Here is a 14,897-nt window from a genome sequence, read left to right as displayed (position 1 = left end):
CAGTGCTAGCCGCTACGGCTGCGAGATGACGCCATCCCACGCATACTTCTCGTTGGGCGCATCTAGGGGAGTGTGCGCAAGGTGGTTGGTGTAGTTCGACATCACCTTCTGTGACAGACCGAGCACGACTTCGAGCACCTGACGCTTCGTGAAGCCAGCGTCGAGAAACACCTGCAACTCGGCGTCACCCACGTTGCCGCGTTCACGAACCATCTCGAGCGTGAAGGTGCGCAACGCTTCGAGACGGTCGGTCGGCAGGGGAGTGCCATCGCGAAGAGCATCGGTGATGGCATCGTCAACCTTCATCCGCTTGGCAATGCCGGTGTGTGCGGGCACGCAGTAATGGCACTCGTGCTCGACGTTGATCGCTTGCCAAACGACGGTCTTCTCGTCGTCATCAAAGCTCGACTCGAGAAAGAGACGGTGCAGCTGCTGGTAGCCGTCGAGCAGGCCGGGGGCCTCAGCCATGGTGGCGTGCAGGCCAGGAATGCGGCCGTTCTGCTTCTTCGATTTAGCGAGAAGTTCTTTGCTGGCTTCGGGTGCGGATTCTTCGTCGTGCATGGGGAAATCGATCATGTGTCACTCCTATCGGTGCGGGTGGTGTCGGACGTGTGGGCGAAAAAGATCATTCGCAGTTTTGCAATGCGGCAGCAGACACGTCGATGTGCAGTTGAGCGTGGCTAGCGAATTCGCGCGCGGTTTCGAGGTCGTCCTCGCTCAGCGCAAGTGTGGCCCAGCCGATTGTGCGCTGCGGGTGGCTGGGCAGAGATGGAAAGGTGTTGTTCGTTGGACCCCATGCCGCGATCGCGTCGTCAAGAATCTGCCATCGTGCGGCAGGGTCCGACCAGTCGCCGCCTAAGACGTCGCGCTCAAGACAGTCGCCTTCGACGACGCTCGTGAGTCCTGGCTCGCCGTCGAGTCCGGGGAGTACGCCCACCGTCGCCGCTCCAGAGACAGTATTGTCACCATCGGCATCGCCGTAGTATGGGCCGGCCTCGCCCGCGACGAGGTTGCGCACCTGTTCGGCCGCTTGCTTGAGTTCCGCTAGATCTTCTGCGTCTTGCCAAGCACTGATCGCAACCGTCGTCTCACCCAAGCGCTCGCTCAGCTCAGCGACCGCGGGGGAGCCTTCGACGTTGTCGACGTCTGATGGACCAGTGGCGCATCCCGCGAGAGCCAAGGTGAGAGCAAGCGGAATAGCTATGAGTGCAACAACATGCCTCCGCTTGATCATCAATCGATCCTACGTCGGCTTTTCAGGGCTGGAACGGTTCACGATCAGGTTCGACGAATGCTCGCCGGGCCGCGAGCGACTTCAAAGCCTCGGGGGAGTAATGCTGTGAGAGGCGGTCACGATCGAGCAGATCAGGATGCTGATCGACGAAGTCCTGCGAATCGGCGGCATCGCCACCGCTGAGCATCGCTGCCTGCACGACGTGCAGCCACGCGATCGTGCGCGTGACGTGGAACTTGTTTTCGAAACCCGCCGCGATCGCCATGGTGAGAATTCCCTCGCTCATGTTGCGTGAACCCTCGTCGAAGCCGTCTCGCTGTAGTAGCAGATACGCGACGCGCACGTGTTCGCGGTGAGGGAAGCTCTTGAGTGCTCCTCGTTCGAACTCGTCTAATAGCTCGTCGTCGGTCATCGTCATTGCCCTGCCACCCCTATCGTCGGCCCCACATCGATGATGTCAGAGCTTGAGGAGTCAACATGAACGCATGTCGGCGAACCGTCATGGTGCTCTCCGCGAATAGCCTCAAGTCATGAGACCGCTAGACCTGTCCAACGCCGCACCTATAGAGGTTGCTGTCGGGCATCTTTCCCGTGAAGACTTGTTGGCGAGGCTCAACGCGAGCGGCACGCAGCTGAACGAACATGCAAAGACGCTCCTGGCCGACTCGGCATTCGATGAAGTCGGTGAGGGCGATGTCGTATCGATTGCGGAGCGCTCAGTGGCCGACATCGGGCTTGCCGATGGGGCAACACTCAACCAGATCTACGCACGGCGGAAAGCCAAGGACTACTGCTGTGTCCCGCCGTCGCTGGCCCGTACTTGCGGCTTGCACTGGCACAGCAGCAGTCCGCCCCAGACTCGGTGCTGAGCTCGCTCATGCGTCGGTGATGGGGCGTACTTGGTTGACCACCTTGTCTCTTCTCGCCCGCTCATTCGTGTAGCCGCGCGGCTGTGCCGAGTGCAGGCTGCGAGTGCCCCAAATCGCGTATGCCGCCGCCACCATGGGGACGAGGGGCGCGGTCACTGCTGCGAGCATGACTCCAAGAAAAGCGGCGTAGCCGATACCCAAAAAAGTTGCGCTCAGAAGTCGGGCGGTGGCGGGACCATGCAGCTGGCGCGCAAGCCACCATGCGATCGCGGCGCCGGTCAACGCCGCCGCGATCGCCAACGCCGGCGCCATAGCGTTCCATGACGGTGCGAACACGTAGGAAAGTGCGATAGCGCACAGCGATAGCGCCAAGAGCACCAGCGGCACCAAGGTCGCGATAGTGGGGGAGCGGCGCACACCACCAGCCTTCACTGCGATCGCACCTAGCAACGGCAAGCCCGCAAGTGCGCAGATGGTGAACCCTTGGGTGAGCGCTAGCGTTCCGTCACTCGCAGCACCCGCCCATGACGATCCGGTGAGCGCATAGATGATGCCGAACAGGCTCGTCAGCAGGCTCATCCAGATCAATAGCTTCGCCGTTCGCAGCGTGCGCGCAGGCACCTGCGTCGCAGTGTTGGTCGCCGGTCGCGCGGTGCCGTCCTCGGCCGCTTGTCCCCGGGCCAGCAGCGTGAGCGCGGCGATGGCGCCGGCTGCGACGATGATCAGCGAGACGATGGGGGAGAGTAGCGAGACACCGGCAAAGGGAGCGGCAATAAGGCCGCAGATTGCAGATAAGAGGATCACAAACCCGCGGGGAATGCTCGTCCGCGACAGCATGCCCGCTAAGAGAGCGGCGATCGCAGTGGCCCCAAAGAGCCAACCGGCAACGAAGAGCGGTCGAAAGAGCGTGGCAAGGCCGGTCGCCGCGACCCCTTCATCGGCGAAGTCGAAGCCGAGACTCCAGGCCGTTTGGGCCAGCACGCCGAGGCTCAGAGCGACCGCGGCAAGCACCAATATGGCAAGCGCACTCGGCGACGATATAAAGCCGCGGTCGCGCGCGATCGCGATGAGGCTGAACGCGGTGAAGAGTGGCACTACGCCGCCCGTCAGCACCGGCAGTGCCCACGAAGCATCCAGGACGGCCAAGGCTGAAGCGCCCCACACCGCCAGAAGTCCAGCAACCGCTGCCAGCACTAACCCAATCAGAGCGGACCCGAGTGCCGCGGCGAGGGTCAGACGAGCCCCCAGCCCATAGATAGCGGCCGCAACATGCTCTCGCGCCGTGGGGCGCATGCGGTTCTCGCTATCAGCCAGATCCAGCATGGTTCCGAGTGCGACCTCACCGTGGGCATCGCGCCACGATCGGGGATACCAGCGCAGCAGTCGGCGATACCCTTCTTGCGTCGACACGCTCAGGTCACCGCCAGCGCAGGCATTCCTAAGACTGGCGCACTCGTGGCCATGCTTGCTCTCGCCGCGCGCGCCGCGGACTCCATGCGGGTAGCCTCTTCGCTCAGCCGCGCCGAACCGGTCGGAGAGATCTGGAAGTACCGACGGGTGCGCCCATTGACGATCTCCTCACCGTCCACGACAATCAGCCCGTCGCGTTCCATGCGTTCCAAGGCCGCATAGAGCGATGCCACCCGCAGCGTCACCTCACCGCCCGATGCCTCTTCAGTCGCGCGCAGAATGTCATAGCCATGACGCCGCTGCTCCGCCAACGACGTGAGAATCCAAAACACTGGGGGAGTCAGCTGAGCGGCCATAGGCAGACCATACTCCATAGGAAAGAGTATGGAAAGGGTGAGTGCTGTGACCAGGAGCGCTTCGGCAATACACACCAGCGGCTCGCACAACAGCAGCAGCCCAGCCTTCAGCGCTTGTGGCGCGAAGGAGGATCATGACCTGCGAGGAATCCATTTCATCCTGGGGATAGAACGTTGGCGGCCGTCGCCCTACGTGCAGGTGGGAGTATGCGTCGGATGCAGAGATCTCCTCCTACTCCCGACGTGTTGTTCACCGAGATCGCCGAAGCACTCCAACAATGACGCCGATCGCCAGGAGGTCGTATGTGCACGCAGCTGCCCGTTGCCAAGTTCGATGTCAGCAGCGCAAGACGATCTGGCCGCCTGACAGGCGTTCTTGGAAGAACACGCCCAACCCATTTGAAGGTTGGGACACCGACGCAAACCTCCAGAAGTGGTTGAGCGACGGAGAGTCACTAGCCCTTCGTCTACATGACGAGGTCGAACCGTTCGCTGACTTGCAACGCGAATTCGGTCCTTGGCGCGACCGGCTGTGATCGGACGACCCGCCTATCCGTAAGCCGATGCGCTTGAGACGCTCGACGAATTGGATGGATACGTCGATCTGGACAGGTGAGTGGAGCTAGGGCACTGTGGGATAAGACCTGAATCTGGAGGCTGCTATGGATAACCAAGAGAAGCCCTCGCTGTGGACGCGCTTGAAGTGGTTGCTCACCGGTCGGCCGATGAGCGATGAAGAAATTCGTGCCGCACGCGCCGCTGGCGACAAGGATCCCACTACGAGAAAACGCTTCGATATTCCTTGGGGTCGCAACATCGGTGGAAGCGCCTAGGGCAGGCTCCTCAGGCGTCAGTTGCTTATCCGGCCTTCGCGCCGAAGCGGCACAGCAGCATTCAAGCTCCTTGTAGTCGTGGGGTGTTTTTGCACGACTGGTGGTACTTGAGCTGCTGATCCCATAGGTCACAGCTCACAAAATATCAACGGTCTTTGGGAAGGGCGCTAGGCCGTCTGACGGCAAGGTCTAGCGAAGTTATAGGACTCTGCAGGCGACGGCGATGGCCCAGCTCCTGGCACTACAGTGTTATGCATGTTAGCGTGTGATGCATGATAGCTCCCGTCGGCGCGCAGCTGCGCAAAGGTGTTGCGGAGTACTGCATCCTGGGGTCGCTCTCCAGAGAGCCGATGTACGGGTGGCAACTGGCAGACGCATTAAAGCGCCCCGGTCTGATCGCGAGCATTGGCACGCTGTACCCGATCTTGTCTCGTCTGCGCAAGCGAGGGTTGATCACTGCGTTCGAAAAAGAATCCGGCACAGGTCCAGTCCGGAAGTATTACCAGCTGACCCCTGCCGGCGAGCACGAGCTAAAGGCGTTCAGGGAACAGTGGGGTCCGTTTGTGGAGGCAGTGACTGAGATGGTGGGAGCAAACAGCGATGGAAAACACTGACGAACCAATCGAAGTGACACGTTACCTGCGTGAACTAGACGCTGCATTGGCAGAGATTCCGGTGCAGATCGCTAGCGATATTCGGACCGGTGTCGAGGAGGAACTCGCCACCCTCGATTCATCCGCTGCACGAGAGCGCATTGCACAACTGGGCGATCCTGCACTTATCGCGGCGGAAGCTAGGCGAGAAGAATCGGAGGCTGCTCCGCACCGCAAGTCGGCGATGACTTCGCGACTCTACGTCGTGCTGGCGAGCCTCGCGGTCGCTTTCGGTAACTATGCCATCCCTCTCGTCGGTGCGCTGCCCGGATTCGTACTGGTATGGGTTTCCCCTGCATGGCGACGATGGGAGAAGATCACAGCCACGGCTATTCCTTTCGCGACCGGGGTTATAGCGGCCACGTACTTTGTTGTCGCCAGGGTCACTTCTTCGGATGTTGTGAGTTCGAACGGCTCCGATTTCTACGGGCCTTCGATGGACGATTTCGGCATTTCGTGGTTTGGCCTCTTTTTCACGCCGGTGGTGACCACCAATGCCATCGTTGCAGGGTCCATCGCCAGCACGGCGGTGGGAGTCTGGTTGCTTGTCCGCGCGCTTCGACGGTCGTAGTCTTCGGCAGACGCGCGCACTCCTCTACCCGGGCGGGATTACTTCATAGTAGAAACCCCCAGCGCAGCCCATTGGCGGGTGCATCGAAACCCTAGGGATATGGGGCGTCTTGCCAGTCCCTGCGGTGACACACCGCTGGGACGCGACTGTGTTGCATCTCATGAGTTACGGCACACCGAGGTTACGAGACAGAACACCAAGTGCATGAGCACATGTGACATCCTCGCCGCGGCTACGACCAGCAAAACGCCCTCCGGACAAGCCGGGGCGGCAAGCCAGTACCACCACGCAGCGGCTGAGCTAGTTGTTAGTCCACGCGCGGCACGCCAGATCCGCCAACACGGTCATTCGAGAATGAACGGTATCCGCGCTCCAGGCGTCCAGTGATGTGAGGTTGCGAGTCATGGTGAAACCCGACTGCGCGTAGACCAATTTCTTCTCCGCGGGGAGCTTTGACCCTAGATTCTTATTGAGCTTCTTCTCGAGCAGAGTGAGGTTACCGACATAATCCACCAAAGTCACTGGGGCTCCTGGGCCGAGTGACGTCGGTTTGGACTTCGGGTGAATATGCTCGATCGTCACTCCTCGTGATGACCAGTCGAGGGCGCTCGTGTCACGGCCAGCGAGCTCGGACTCCACACGCTCGATCATCCCGAGAACATACTTGACGCGCGAACTGGGCATAACGCCATAGCGGATGAAGGCCAACCGGAACTCGTCGTCGCTGGGAATCAACTTGTCCAGCGACTTCCGCACGTCTAGCTGGTTCACGGATTCGCCGGACGAGACGGATGCAGCCGTGCTACCAAAAGTTTCCTCAGCCAGTTTCGCGCCGATATTTCCGGCGAACAGGGCACGAACTGACCACATGAGTACTTTATTGAGCAGTCTGCAAGCATCGTCATAGTCCCACGTAGCAAAGGCGGCGAGTACCACCGGGATGCTGCTCTCGAACTGGAAGCGACGGTAGGCCAGAAGTGAGTCACGGACATCCACTTTCTCGCTGTGCCAGTAGTCACTCTCAGGGTCACGAAGGGCCACGTATGTGTCCTTTGCTCTAACGAGGCGATTGAGGTAGGCACTTGCGGTAGTCCCGTTTTGACCGATGTCTTCCTGGATTGCACGATAAAGCTTGCTCGTTCGGACGGGACCGACGCGAGAAATCAGCTCGAACCGAATGAGTCGAACAAGATCCTCGGGCTTCTCGAACGCAGCCTCCAGCTGCACCCATTTGTGCTCCACGGTCGAGAGGTAGGAGCCGGACGCGCTGAACAAGTAGTTTTTGAGCAAATCCGCGGTTGTAAGGTCAGCGCCGCGATCGTTGAGCGTTTCAAAGATCACATAGGCCTCTTGGATTCCTGACGCTACGGCCACCAGGATCTGGACACGCTTCTCCAGCTGATTCACGATTTCCATGAGCTCGGTATACGAGTCGACGTCAGGCGTGAGCTCTGTGACGTGCTCGATGCAGAGTCGATAGGAAGCTACGAGCGGGTGGCCTTCGTTGCCCGCGCTCACCTCCTCATTGAGGAGTTCTAGATAGGCATCGCTGTCATGTGGCCCTAGCGCGAGTCTTTCGAACACACCCTCAGCTTGAAGCTCGTAGCCTCGTAGATACCGCTCTTCGACCCGTCTAGCTTGTTCATCTTTTCCCAACTCCATGAGGCGGTCGCGGATCGCCAGTAGCAATAGTGACGTCGTCGCGAGCCGTTGTTGGCCGTCGACGACCCGTCGCCTGTAGCTGTCCTCCTCAGGCTGCGTGAGGACGACGGTGCCAACGAAGTAGTCTCGGTCCTTCGATCGAGCTTCCGCGAGATCGCTGAGATATTCCCCAACGTTGTCTGTAGTCCAGGCATATCTGCGCTGGAAACGCGGAACTTCAATCAGATGATCCGCAAGCAGATGACCAACCTGGTCATGATCGAAGTCCGTTTCACGTGCCATCTGACAGATCCCCCTTTGGTCCCGCGCTATCCCAGAATCTAGCAGCAGGAGCCAAGGGGAACTCGAAACAACGCGATTTCGCCTTGGAGACTCTCCGTTTGGTATCCCGTGCGATGCGGCACGGAGTGATCACAGATCACCGCCCAGGAGCGCCGAACTGGCAATTCACGCCGCGATGGCCAGACGTCTCATATCCCTAGAGTTTCAGCACGTTCCAGAATCGACTGAGCAACCGCGGCGCCTCCAGCGACCTTCCCAATGATCGTGAGTCCCGTAACTATGTGTCACAAGCTAATGCTTGAAGTCGAGTACTCACCATTAGTTCTGGGACACCGGGGGAGCGTCATGGGAAAGCTGATGGGGTACGTGCGAGTCTCGACGCGTCAGCAGTCCACTGACAGGCAAGAGGTCGATCTGCGCGTGGCGGGTGTCCGGCGTGACGACCTGTATATCGACAACGGTGGCTCAGGCGCCAGAGCGTCACGCCCAAAGTTTGATCGCGCCGTCGAAGCACTCGAAAGAGGTGACACGCTTGTCATCACCACGCTCGACAGGCTCGGACGGTCCATGCAGAACATGCTTGCGTTTGCGGAAGAGCTGCGCCGAGTTGGTGCCGGTCGTCGTGTCCTGAATCGCGGGGGGCGGCGATGTTGATACGGCGACTCCGATGGGTTCGATGCTGTTTACGATGATGGCCGCTCTGGCGCAGATGGAGCACGACATCAAAAGCGAACGGATCATCGACTCCATTAGCAAGCGAAGGGCTGCAGGACTCGATCTTGGCGGAAGGCCCCGGCGAATCACGGATTGCCAAATGCGCAGCGCACTTCAACTCATCCAGAACGGCGAAACCACTGCACAAGTTGTCCGTGACCTAGGAATGTCGCGCTCCACTTTCTACCGCCGTGTCGGAAACCTGTCGTCCTGATCACGTTCGGCGTGAGAGAGCGAATAACCCGAAGTGATCGACGTTAGAAACTGTCAAAGTTCACGTACGTAGCCAAGCCACTGCGAGGCGCGATCCGCTGACAAGTAGTTGGCAAACTCTGCTGATTCCGTAGATTGACAAGTAGTTGGCAAGAATGACATCTAGCTTGGCAACGGGCTCGAACTTGACGGAAGGGAGGGAGCACCTCACAGGCGTATTGTCATAATGTGCATTATCGGGGATATTCTGTTGTGCTCGAAGGCTGACTGTTGTGTCTATCGCGCTGCTGATTGCGATTCAGCCCGATCAAGAAAGCGACTGCGCGGATGACTGCAATTACGAGCAACGCTAATAGGCAAACCCATCCAACGCCGACGAGGAGAAGGCCAAACCCCGCGTCGATTGGAACACCGTATAGGGCAATCCACATTTCGCCGATCTGAGCCTGGAAGAACAAAGTAGAAGCGAGCGCGACGGCGACGACGAGCGCGTAGTGGGACAGACGGATTTGGTGACGAATTCCGTAGAGCGCAACAAAGCCAGTGACAAATGCCGAGAGAATGATTGCGCTGGCAGCACTGCTAACTATGGTGTCCGATACCCAGTCGGGCACATCCGACCAATTCTCTACGATGTATGGAATTTCATCCCGCAGATCAATCCAAGTGGCCAACACATGTAGCAAGAGCGCCGCACACAAGGCAAGCCACACACCGGTCATACGGGCTTGAGCGCTACCTGAGGTCTTTACCATTGACATGCTGCTGACGGTGAGAATCTCCAGTTTGACGGGCCGCCCAGAATCCGTGCCGGCGCACTTCCAAACCAGTTCGAGACTTTATCGCGCCCAGTTTCCAGGTCCCGCGTTTCCGAAGGCTGATTCTACGCTTGACCCAACGACGTGGCAGTCCCATTGGTCGGACATACTCGGCGTGTTCAGCACCGGACTTACTCCCGCGTTGAACTCCTCAAACGTCGGCAGCGTCAAGCCGCGGCGAGCGGTCGTCTTGACAATCGACTGGCGAGTGAAGCTAACTCTCCACTTTTCCGTACCGTCGATGTACGTGATCGAAACCGACATGTTCTTTCCCCGGACGGTGCTCACCCCACTCAGCACACCCCCGCGCACGATCAAGTTATAGGGCGCGAAATCGTTATGACAAATCACTTCGGTCGGCCTATGCGACGGTGATCGCCACACCAGGCTCCGGTCATCGACAAGTTCGACGGACGCGTCGTGCATTCTTCTCAGCAGTTGCGCGGCCGAAGTCAGAACGCTCTCAGACCACAGCACAGCCGGATCTGCGCCGGCCAGCGTTTCACCGGGTAAGAAGGTGAGCACCTCGCGGTTGGCATCATCGAGACCAATCACCGCTGGCACCTCGTCAATTGAGGTCATTGTGTTCAGCAGCTCGTGAACGGCAGGAGTCCACTCCCCCGTCTCACGACGCACCGTCGCGCCCGATCGAAGGACGGGTGACATATTGCCGCCCGACAGGTGTTCCTCCACACCCGTCAGTCTTTCAGATTCACATTGTCGATTCGCTGTCTTCACGGCCCCATCTCTAGGCTTTGCTCATGCTGCAGTCGCTCACCGGGTTCGCCGTCGTGGGCGTGGCAATCGTCGTCGGCTGGATCATCGGGCGAATTGACCTCCTGGGCGAGCACGCACGCCCGGTTCTCGCGCGGCTGACCTTCTTTGTGTTGTCACCGTTTCTTCTTTTCGTCGTGCTCTCACAAGCCGACGTGCAAACCCTGTTCTCAGCGCTTCTGCCGGTGTCGGCAATCGCCGCCGTCGCTGTCTTTCTGATCTATGCGCTCATCGCCCGCTTCGCCTGGCGGCGCTCTGTGGGCGAGACCGTGATCGGAATCTTGTCGGCCGGGCAGGTCAATTCGAACAACATCGGCATTCCCCTCTCGCTCTATCTGCTCGGCAGCGCTGCGTATCCTGCCCCGGTGATCCTGCTGCAGCTGCTCGTGTTCACTCCGGTGACAATCGCGATTATGGATGCTGTCACTTCCGGCCGAACAAGCGTGTGGCGCACAATCGGGCGCACCCTGACCAACCCGATCGTTCTCGGGTCGACAATAGGAACCCTCGTCTCGGTATCGGGAATTGAACTCCCCCCGATCGTCATTGAGCCGGCAATCCTCATCGCCAACGCGTGCGTGCCTATTTTGCTCATCAGCTACGGCATCTCACTTCACGGGCAACGCGTACTGTCATCGTCTGGCAGACGCCGAGACATCGTGCTCGCGTCGTCGCTCAAGCTCTTCGCGATGCCGTTTATCGCATGGGCCGTCGCCGAGTTCGTCTTCGGACTGGGCGCTCACGACGTGCTTGTCATCACGGTGCTCGCGGCTCTCCCGACCGCACAGAACGTCTTCAATTACTCGCAGCGCTACGGCATTGGCGAGACGATCTCGCGCGACACCGTGCTTGTCACCACGATCGGCTGCGTACCTGTACTGATCTTCGTCACCCTGTTGCTCGGTTGAACGGACTCACGCAGCCACAAGATTGCAACACTCCCCCACCGAACTCGCCGTCAGCGACGAGGACGTCTAAGCTGTAACCCGCACGCTCACAGCTAACTCCCAGAAAGGCCCACGCATGTCCATGGAATCCGCCGAAAAGTCGGCAGTAAACGGAATCCGCACCGCGCTCGGCGTCGGCGGCCTCCTCGCAATCATCGTCGGTGTACTGATCCTCGCATGGCCCGGCGCAACGGCTGCCGTCGTGACTGCCATCATCGCCGTGTACGCGATCGCCGCCGGCCTAATCTACGGTGGCCTCGGTATCTTCTCGAAGCAGAAGGGCGGTTGGGCCCGCGTCGGTCACATCGTGCTCGGCCTCGTGTTCATCGCCGCCGGCATCATCATGTTCGCCAACCTCCAGGTAGCCACCGGATGGTTCGCAGTATTCTTCGCCATTCTGATCGGCATCATGTGGATCGTCGAAGGCATCGTATCGCTGTCGACACTGGGCGACGCTGCTTCCAAAGGATGGACGATCTTCTTCGCGATCGTCAGCATCATCGCCGGTCTCTACTTGGTCTTCACGCCGCTGTGGGGCGCATTCGCGCTCTGGTGGCTGCTCGGCATCCTGCTGATCGTCCTCGGTATCATCAACGTGGTCCGCGCATTCACCTTCGGTAAGAAAGCCTGATCAACACCTTGTAAAAGAAGAACGGCCTGGATTCGTCCAGGCCGTTATTCTTTTACGCGTTAGCGAACCGGAAGAAAGCGCGCCCACCACTCGAGCACCGCGTCGAAACGCTGCACACGGTGTCGCGGTTGCCCCGCACGAGTGAGTTCATGGTCCTCGCCAGGAAAGATCAGCATCTCAGCGTCAACACCGTTGCGCTTCAGTGCCGAGAAATAGCGCGTGGCTTGCTCGAGCGGGCAGCGGAAGTCGAGTTCCGAATGCACGACAAGAGTAGGAGTCGAGACCTGGGCCACCACGGCCATCGGACTCTGACGCGCCACAGCGGCACCATCGACACCGACATACTCATCACCGAAGAAAGTACCGATGTCACTCGTTCCCTGAAAAGACACCGGGTCGAGAAAGCCACGTTCCACGATGGCAGCTGCGAAACGGTGATCGTGAGCGATGATCCACGCCGTGAGGTAGCCACCATAGGACCCGCCCATGACGCCAACTCGATCGCTCTCAAGCCGCGAATCCGCGGCAATCGCAGCATCCAGAAAATCAATCACGTCGGCAAAGTCAACGGTGCCCATCTGTCCGCGAATGCTCAACCCGTGCTCGCGACCATAGCCGGCAGATCCGCGCGGATTGGAATAGACCACCGCGTAGCCCGCATCGACGAGCACCTGCGTCTCATCGAAAAGGTGAATGCCATATGAGGCATATGGGCCGCCGTGAATTTGCAGTACAACAGGAAACGGCCCGTCGCCGGCAGGGGTGGCTACCCATCCGTGCACGGGATAGCCGTCGCGACCTTCAACCGTGAGCTCACGAGGAGTCACAATCCCGGTGGCAGCGGCGGCATCTCCAAACGAGGTCAACGTGCGGACTCCGCCGCCATCGATCACGATGAGTTCGCCGTACGAATCCTGTCCCTGCACAGCTGCCACCATCGTCTGGGCCGCCGCCGCGTGAGCGGTGACTTCGACGTTCCCGCCGAGCACCTCTTCTGCGTCACCTGTCGTCGAGATCTTCACGAGCCTCAACCGACCGTGAGTGCGATCCTGCACCAAGAACCCGTCATCGAGGCTAGTGATGTGACTGCCCACCTCACCGAGGTCGAGCGTCTTATCGGTCAATCGCCGTGGAGCTCCCGCCTCGAGCACCCAGAGTCCCACCATCGGTGCGACAAAGTCGACGTCGCTGTTGGCGAGCTCGTGTGCGAGCAACGCAATGTTGCCGTCGTGTGCGATCGCAACCTCTTGGATGGACAGTCGCGCCTCGGCGCTCACGATCTCGCGTTCCCCGGTGCCGTCCACCGCCACCGCAATCAAACGGCTGCGAAGATCACGCCGAATGTGCTCTGCGACATCAGGAATGGTCAGAATCTCGCTGCCATCTTCACTGAACACCACGGCGCTGTGAGAGGCCGGCCCGAAGGTCAGCTGCCGAGGCATGCTCTGCAATACACGTCTCTCGGGTGCCGGACTGTGCGCGTCAACAACGGCCGGTGCCGCTTCGTAGAATGGCTCCGCGTCTAGGTTCGGCGCGTCGACGACAAACACGTGTGCGGGGCGATCACCGGTATAGCCCAGGCCGTTCGCATGCCAGCGGATGCCGGTGATGTGGCGCGGTGCTTCCGCCGAAGCATCCAGGCCTTCAATGTCACCGTACCGACCGGGATCCGCTACTCGAGCAACGAACGCAATTGAATCTCCCGCGGGCGACCATCGGAAGCTGGATACGCCGAGCGGGGCATCACTCGTCTGCACTGGTTCACCACCATTGGCGGCGACGATATAGATCTGCGGCTTGCCGTTGGTGTCAGCGCGTAAGAACGCGACGCTCGCGTCATCGGGGGAAAGCTGCGGCGAGCTGTCGGACACACCGCGAGTCATGCGAGTCAGCGTGCCTGCGGGCAATTCCGCTCGCCACAACTGCCCGACAGCACGATTGGCCGCAATGTCAGGGCGCGACGTTGCGAAGATGGCAAACGTCGCATCTGCTGCCAGGGTCGGGCGCCCGACCGAAACCAGCGTCTCAATGTCTTGCGCGCGCATCGGTCATTCGCCCACGAACGAAGAAGTGTCGCCCACCAGCTTTGTATTGTTCTCGGGAACCTCTTCCACCGCAGCCTTGGCGACTTCGGCCGCGAACTCCGACACGTTGTAGAGCTTGCCCGCCGAGTCACGGCGCGAGGCGATCGCCCCGGGGTTAGCACGTTCGAGCAGCGTGGCGGTGATCGTGCCCTCGATCATGTCGCCCGACACCACGACGAAACTGATGCCGCGATCGTCGAGAGCAGGAATCATCTCCCGCAGGGCATCTTCACCCGCCCGCTTAGAGAGTGCGACCGGCACGTATTCCGGCATCGTGGGCGTCGTGCGAATGAAGTGCGCCTGGTGGCTGGTGACGAAGACCACGCGTGCGTGCTTCGACAGCAGCGGGGTGGCAGCCTCAAGGACACGCACCTGGGCATCACGGTTGAGCGCGAGGGCGTAGTCCTCAGCCATACCCGATTCCATACCCCCAGATGCATTCAGCACCAGGATGTCGAGCGAGCCGAAAGTGGACTGCACCTCAGCGAACATCGCATCGACAGAAGCCCGATCTGTGAGGTCGGCACCCACGACCAACACCTCGACTCCCAGTTCGCGCAGCTCACGCGCCAGTTTCTCGGCACGCGGAGCTTTGTTGCGAAAGTTGATCACCACGTTTGCGCCAGCCTCGGCCAGGTATCGCACCGTGTCGGCGCCGATGCCACGAGAAGATCCGGTCACGAGGGCCGTGCGGCCGGTGAGCGCTCCCTGAGCGAGAGGCTGTGTCATTGTGCACTCCTGGGTGGTTCTGAGCGATTCCACCGAACGTGAAATCATATTCGACCCTACCAATCGGGCACCGCTGACCCCCTCGTTGGTAGTCTTCAAACAAGTCATCGAAAGGAT

At 60.0% G+C, this 14,897-nt stretch carries 16 protein-coding genes and 1 pseudogene; 7 read left to right on the top strand and 10 right to left on the bottom strand.

The window, feature by feature from the left end; all coding sequences use genetic code 11:
- Positions 1 to 12: 12 nt before the first annotated feature.
- Genes WDU96_RS07440 through WDU96_RS07430 form a run of 3 tightly spaced genes read right to left on the bottom strand, consistent with a single transcriptional unit; the run spans position 13 to position 1,652 of the window.
- A complete protein-coding gene (locus WDU96_RS07440; RefSeq protein WP_337337869.1) occupies positions 13 to 576 on the bottom strand; it encodes a carboxymuconolactone decarboxylase family protein in 564 nt (187 codons plus the stop codon).
- A gap of 49 nt (positions 577 to 625) precedes the next feature.
- Positions 626 to 1,234 carry a hypothetical protein gene (locus tag WDU96_RS07435; protein WP_337337868.1) on the bottom strand — a complete coding sequence of 203 codons (609 nt, stop codon included), beginning with the start codon at positions 1,232 to 1,234 and terminating at the stop codon, positions 626 to 628.
- A gap of 22 nt (positions 1,235 to 1,256) precedes the next feature.
- A complete protein-coding gene (locus WDU96_RS07430) occupies positions 1,257 to 1,652 on the bottom strand; it encodes a hypothetical protein (RefSeq protein WP_337337867.1) in 396 nt (131 codons plus the stop codon).
- A 112-nt stretch (positions 1,653 to 1,764) separates the two neighbouring features.
- Here WDU96_RS07430 and WDU96_RS07425 point away from each other — a divergent pair, with 112 nt between their 5' ends.
- Positions 1,765 to 2,103, top strand: a complete 339-nt coding sequence (locus WDU96_RS07425; protein ID WP_337337866.1) for a hypothetical protein — start codon at positions 1,765 to 1,767, stop codon at positions 2,101 to 2,103.
- 6 nt (positions 2,104 to 2,109) lie between these two features.
- On the opposite strand, the gene WDU96_RS07420 is transcribed toward WDU96_RS07425, so the two are convergent.
- Both WDU96_RS07420 and WDU96_RS07415 read right to left on the bottom strand, forming a co-directional pair.
- Positions 2,110 to 3,513: a serine/threonine-protein kinase gene (locus WDU96_RS07420; RefSeq protein ID WP_337337865.1), complete on the bottom strand. Its 1,404-nt coding sequence runs from the start codon at positions 3,511 to 3,513 to the stop codon at positions 2,110 to 2,112.
- A 2-nt stretch (positions 3,514 to 3,515) separates the two neighbouring features.
- Entirely contained in the window at positions 3,516 to 3,869 is a 354-nt protein-coding gene (locus tag WDU96_RS07415) for a PadR family transcriptional regulator (RefSeq protein WP_337337864.1), read from the bottom strand.
- A 662-nt stretch (positions 3,870 to 4,531) separates the two neighbouring features.
- Between WDU96_RS07415 and WDU96_RS07410 the strand changes: the two genes are divergently transcribed.
- The 3 genes from WDU96_RS07410 (at position 4,532) to WDU96_RS07400 (ending at position 5,926) form a co-directional block, all read left to right on the top strand.
- Complete coding sequence (locus WDU96_RS07410) at positions 4,532 to 4,702, top strand: hypothetical protein (RefSeq protein WP_337337863.1); 171 nt, start codon at positions 4,532 to 4,534, stop codon at positions 4,700 to 4,702.
- A gap of 272 nt (positions 4,703 to 4,974) precedes the next feature.
- Complete coding sequence (locus WDU96_RS07405; protein WP_337337862.1) at positions 4,975 to 5,316, top strand: PadR family transcriptional regulator; 342 nt, start codon at positions 4,975 to 4,977, stop codon at positions 5,314 to 5,316.
- A complete protein-coding gene (locus WDU96_RS07400) occupies positions 5,303 to 5,926 on the top strand; it encodes a hypothetical protein (RefSeq protein ID WP_337337861.1) in 624 nt (207 codons plus the stop codon). Before WDU96_RS07405 ends, WDU96_RS07400 begins: the two co-directional genes overlap by 14 nt.
- Positions 5,927 to 6,226: 300 nt before the next feature.
- Here WDU96_RS07400 and WDU96_RS07395 read toward each other — a convergent pair whose 3' ends face one another.
- Positions 6,227 to 7,870, bottom strand: coding sequence for a DUF262 domain-containing protein (locus WDU96_RS07395; RefSeq protein ID WP_337337860.1), 1,644 nt, complete (start codon positions 7,868 to 7,870; stop codon positions 6,227 to 6,229).
- Between the two features lie 345 nt (positions 7,871 to 8,215).
- On the opposite strand from WDU96_RS07395, the pseudogene WDU96_RS07390 reads away from it, so the two are divergent.
- A pseudogene (locus WDU96_RS07390) lies at positions 8,216 to 8,798 on the top strand (recombinase family protein).
- A gap of 232 nt (positions 8,799 to 9,030) precedes the next feature.
- On the opposite strand, the gene WDU96_RS07385 reads toward WDU96_RS07390, so the two are convergent.
- Both WDU96_RS07385 and WDU96_RS07380 read right to left on the bottom strand, forming a co-directional pair.
- On the bottom strand, positions 9,031 to 9,558 hold the full coding sequence (locus WDU96_RS07385; protein ID WP_337337859.1) for a hypothetical protein: 528 nt from the start codon (positions 9,556 to 9,558) through the stop codon (positions 9,031 to 9,033).
- A 78-nt stretch (positions 9,559 to 9,636) separates the two neighbouring features.
- The gene (locus WDU96_RS07380; protein WP_337337858.1) at positions 9,637 to 10,308 is read right to left on the bottom strand and encodes a protein kinase family protein; all 672 of its coding nucleotides are present in this window, start codon (positions 10,306 to 10,308) and stop codon (positions 9,637 to 9,639) included.
- 68 nt (positions 10,309 to 10,376) lie between these two features.
- Here WDU96_RS07380 and WDU96_RS07375 point away from each other — a divergent pair, with 68 nt between their 5' ends.
- Both WDU96_RS07375 and WDU96_RS07370 read left to right on the top strand, forming a co-directional pair.
- Positions 10,377 to 11,297 (top strand): AEC family transporter, encoded by a 921-nt coding sequence (locus tag WDU96_RS07375; RefSeq protein ID WP_337337857.1) that lies wholly within the window; start codon positions 10,377 to 10,379, stop codon positions 11,295 to 11,297.
- 115 nt (positions 11,298 to 11,412) lie between these two features.
- A complete protein-coding gene (locus WDU96_RS07370) occupies positions 11,413 to 11,967 on the top strand; it encodes an HdeD family acid-resistance protein (RefSeq protein WP_337337856.1) in 555 nt (184 codons plus the stop codon).
- A 59-nt stretch (positions 11,968 to 12,026) separates the two neighbouring features.
- Here the strand turns inward: WDU96_RS07370 and WDU96_RS07365 are convergent, their stop codons facing one another.
- Both WDU96_RS07365 and WDU96_RS07360 read right to left on the bottom strand, forming a co-directional pair.
- Positions 12,027 to 14,012, bottom strand: a complete 1,986-nt coding sequence (locus WDU96_RS07365) for a S9 family peptidase (RefSeq protein WP_337337855.1) — start codon at positions 14,010 to 14,012, stop codon at positions 12,027 to 12,029.
- A gap of 3 nt (positions 14,013 to 14,015) precedes the next feature.
- Complete coding sequence (locus tag WDU96_RS07360) at positions 14,016 to 14,780, bottom strand: SDR family oxidoreductase (protein ID WP_337337854.1); 765 nt, start codon at positions 14,778 to 14,780, stop codon at positions 14,016 to 14,018.
- Between the last annotated feature and the right edge of the window lie 117 nt (positions 14,781 to 14,897).

It is taken from the genome of Microbacterium marmarense (assembly GCF_037204165.1).
GTDB classification, from domain to species: Bacteria; Actinomycetota; Actinomycetes; order Actinomycetales; family Microbacteriaceae; genus Microbacterium; species Microbacterium marmarense.
Note: the sequence above shows the minus strand (reverse complement) of the source record. Positions and strands in the feature narration are given on the sequence as shown.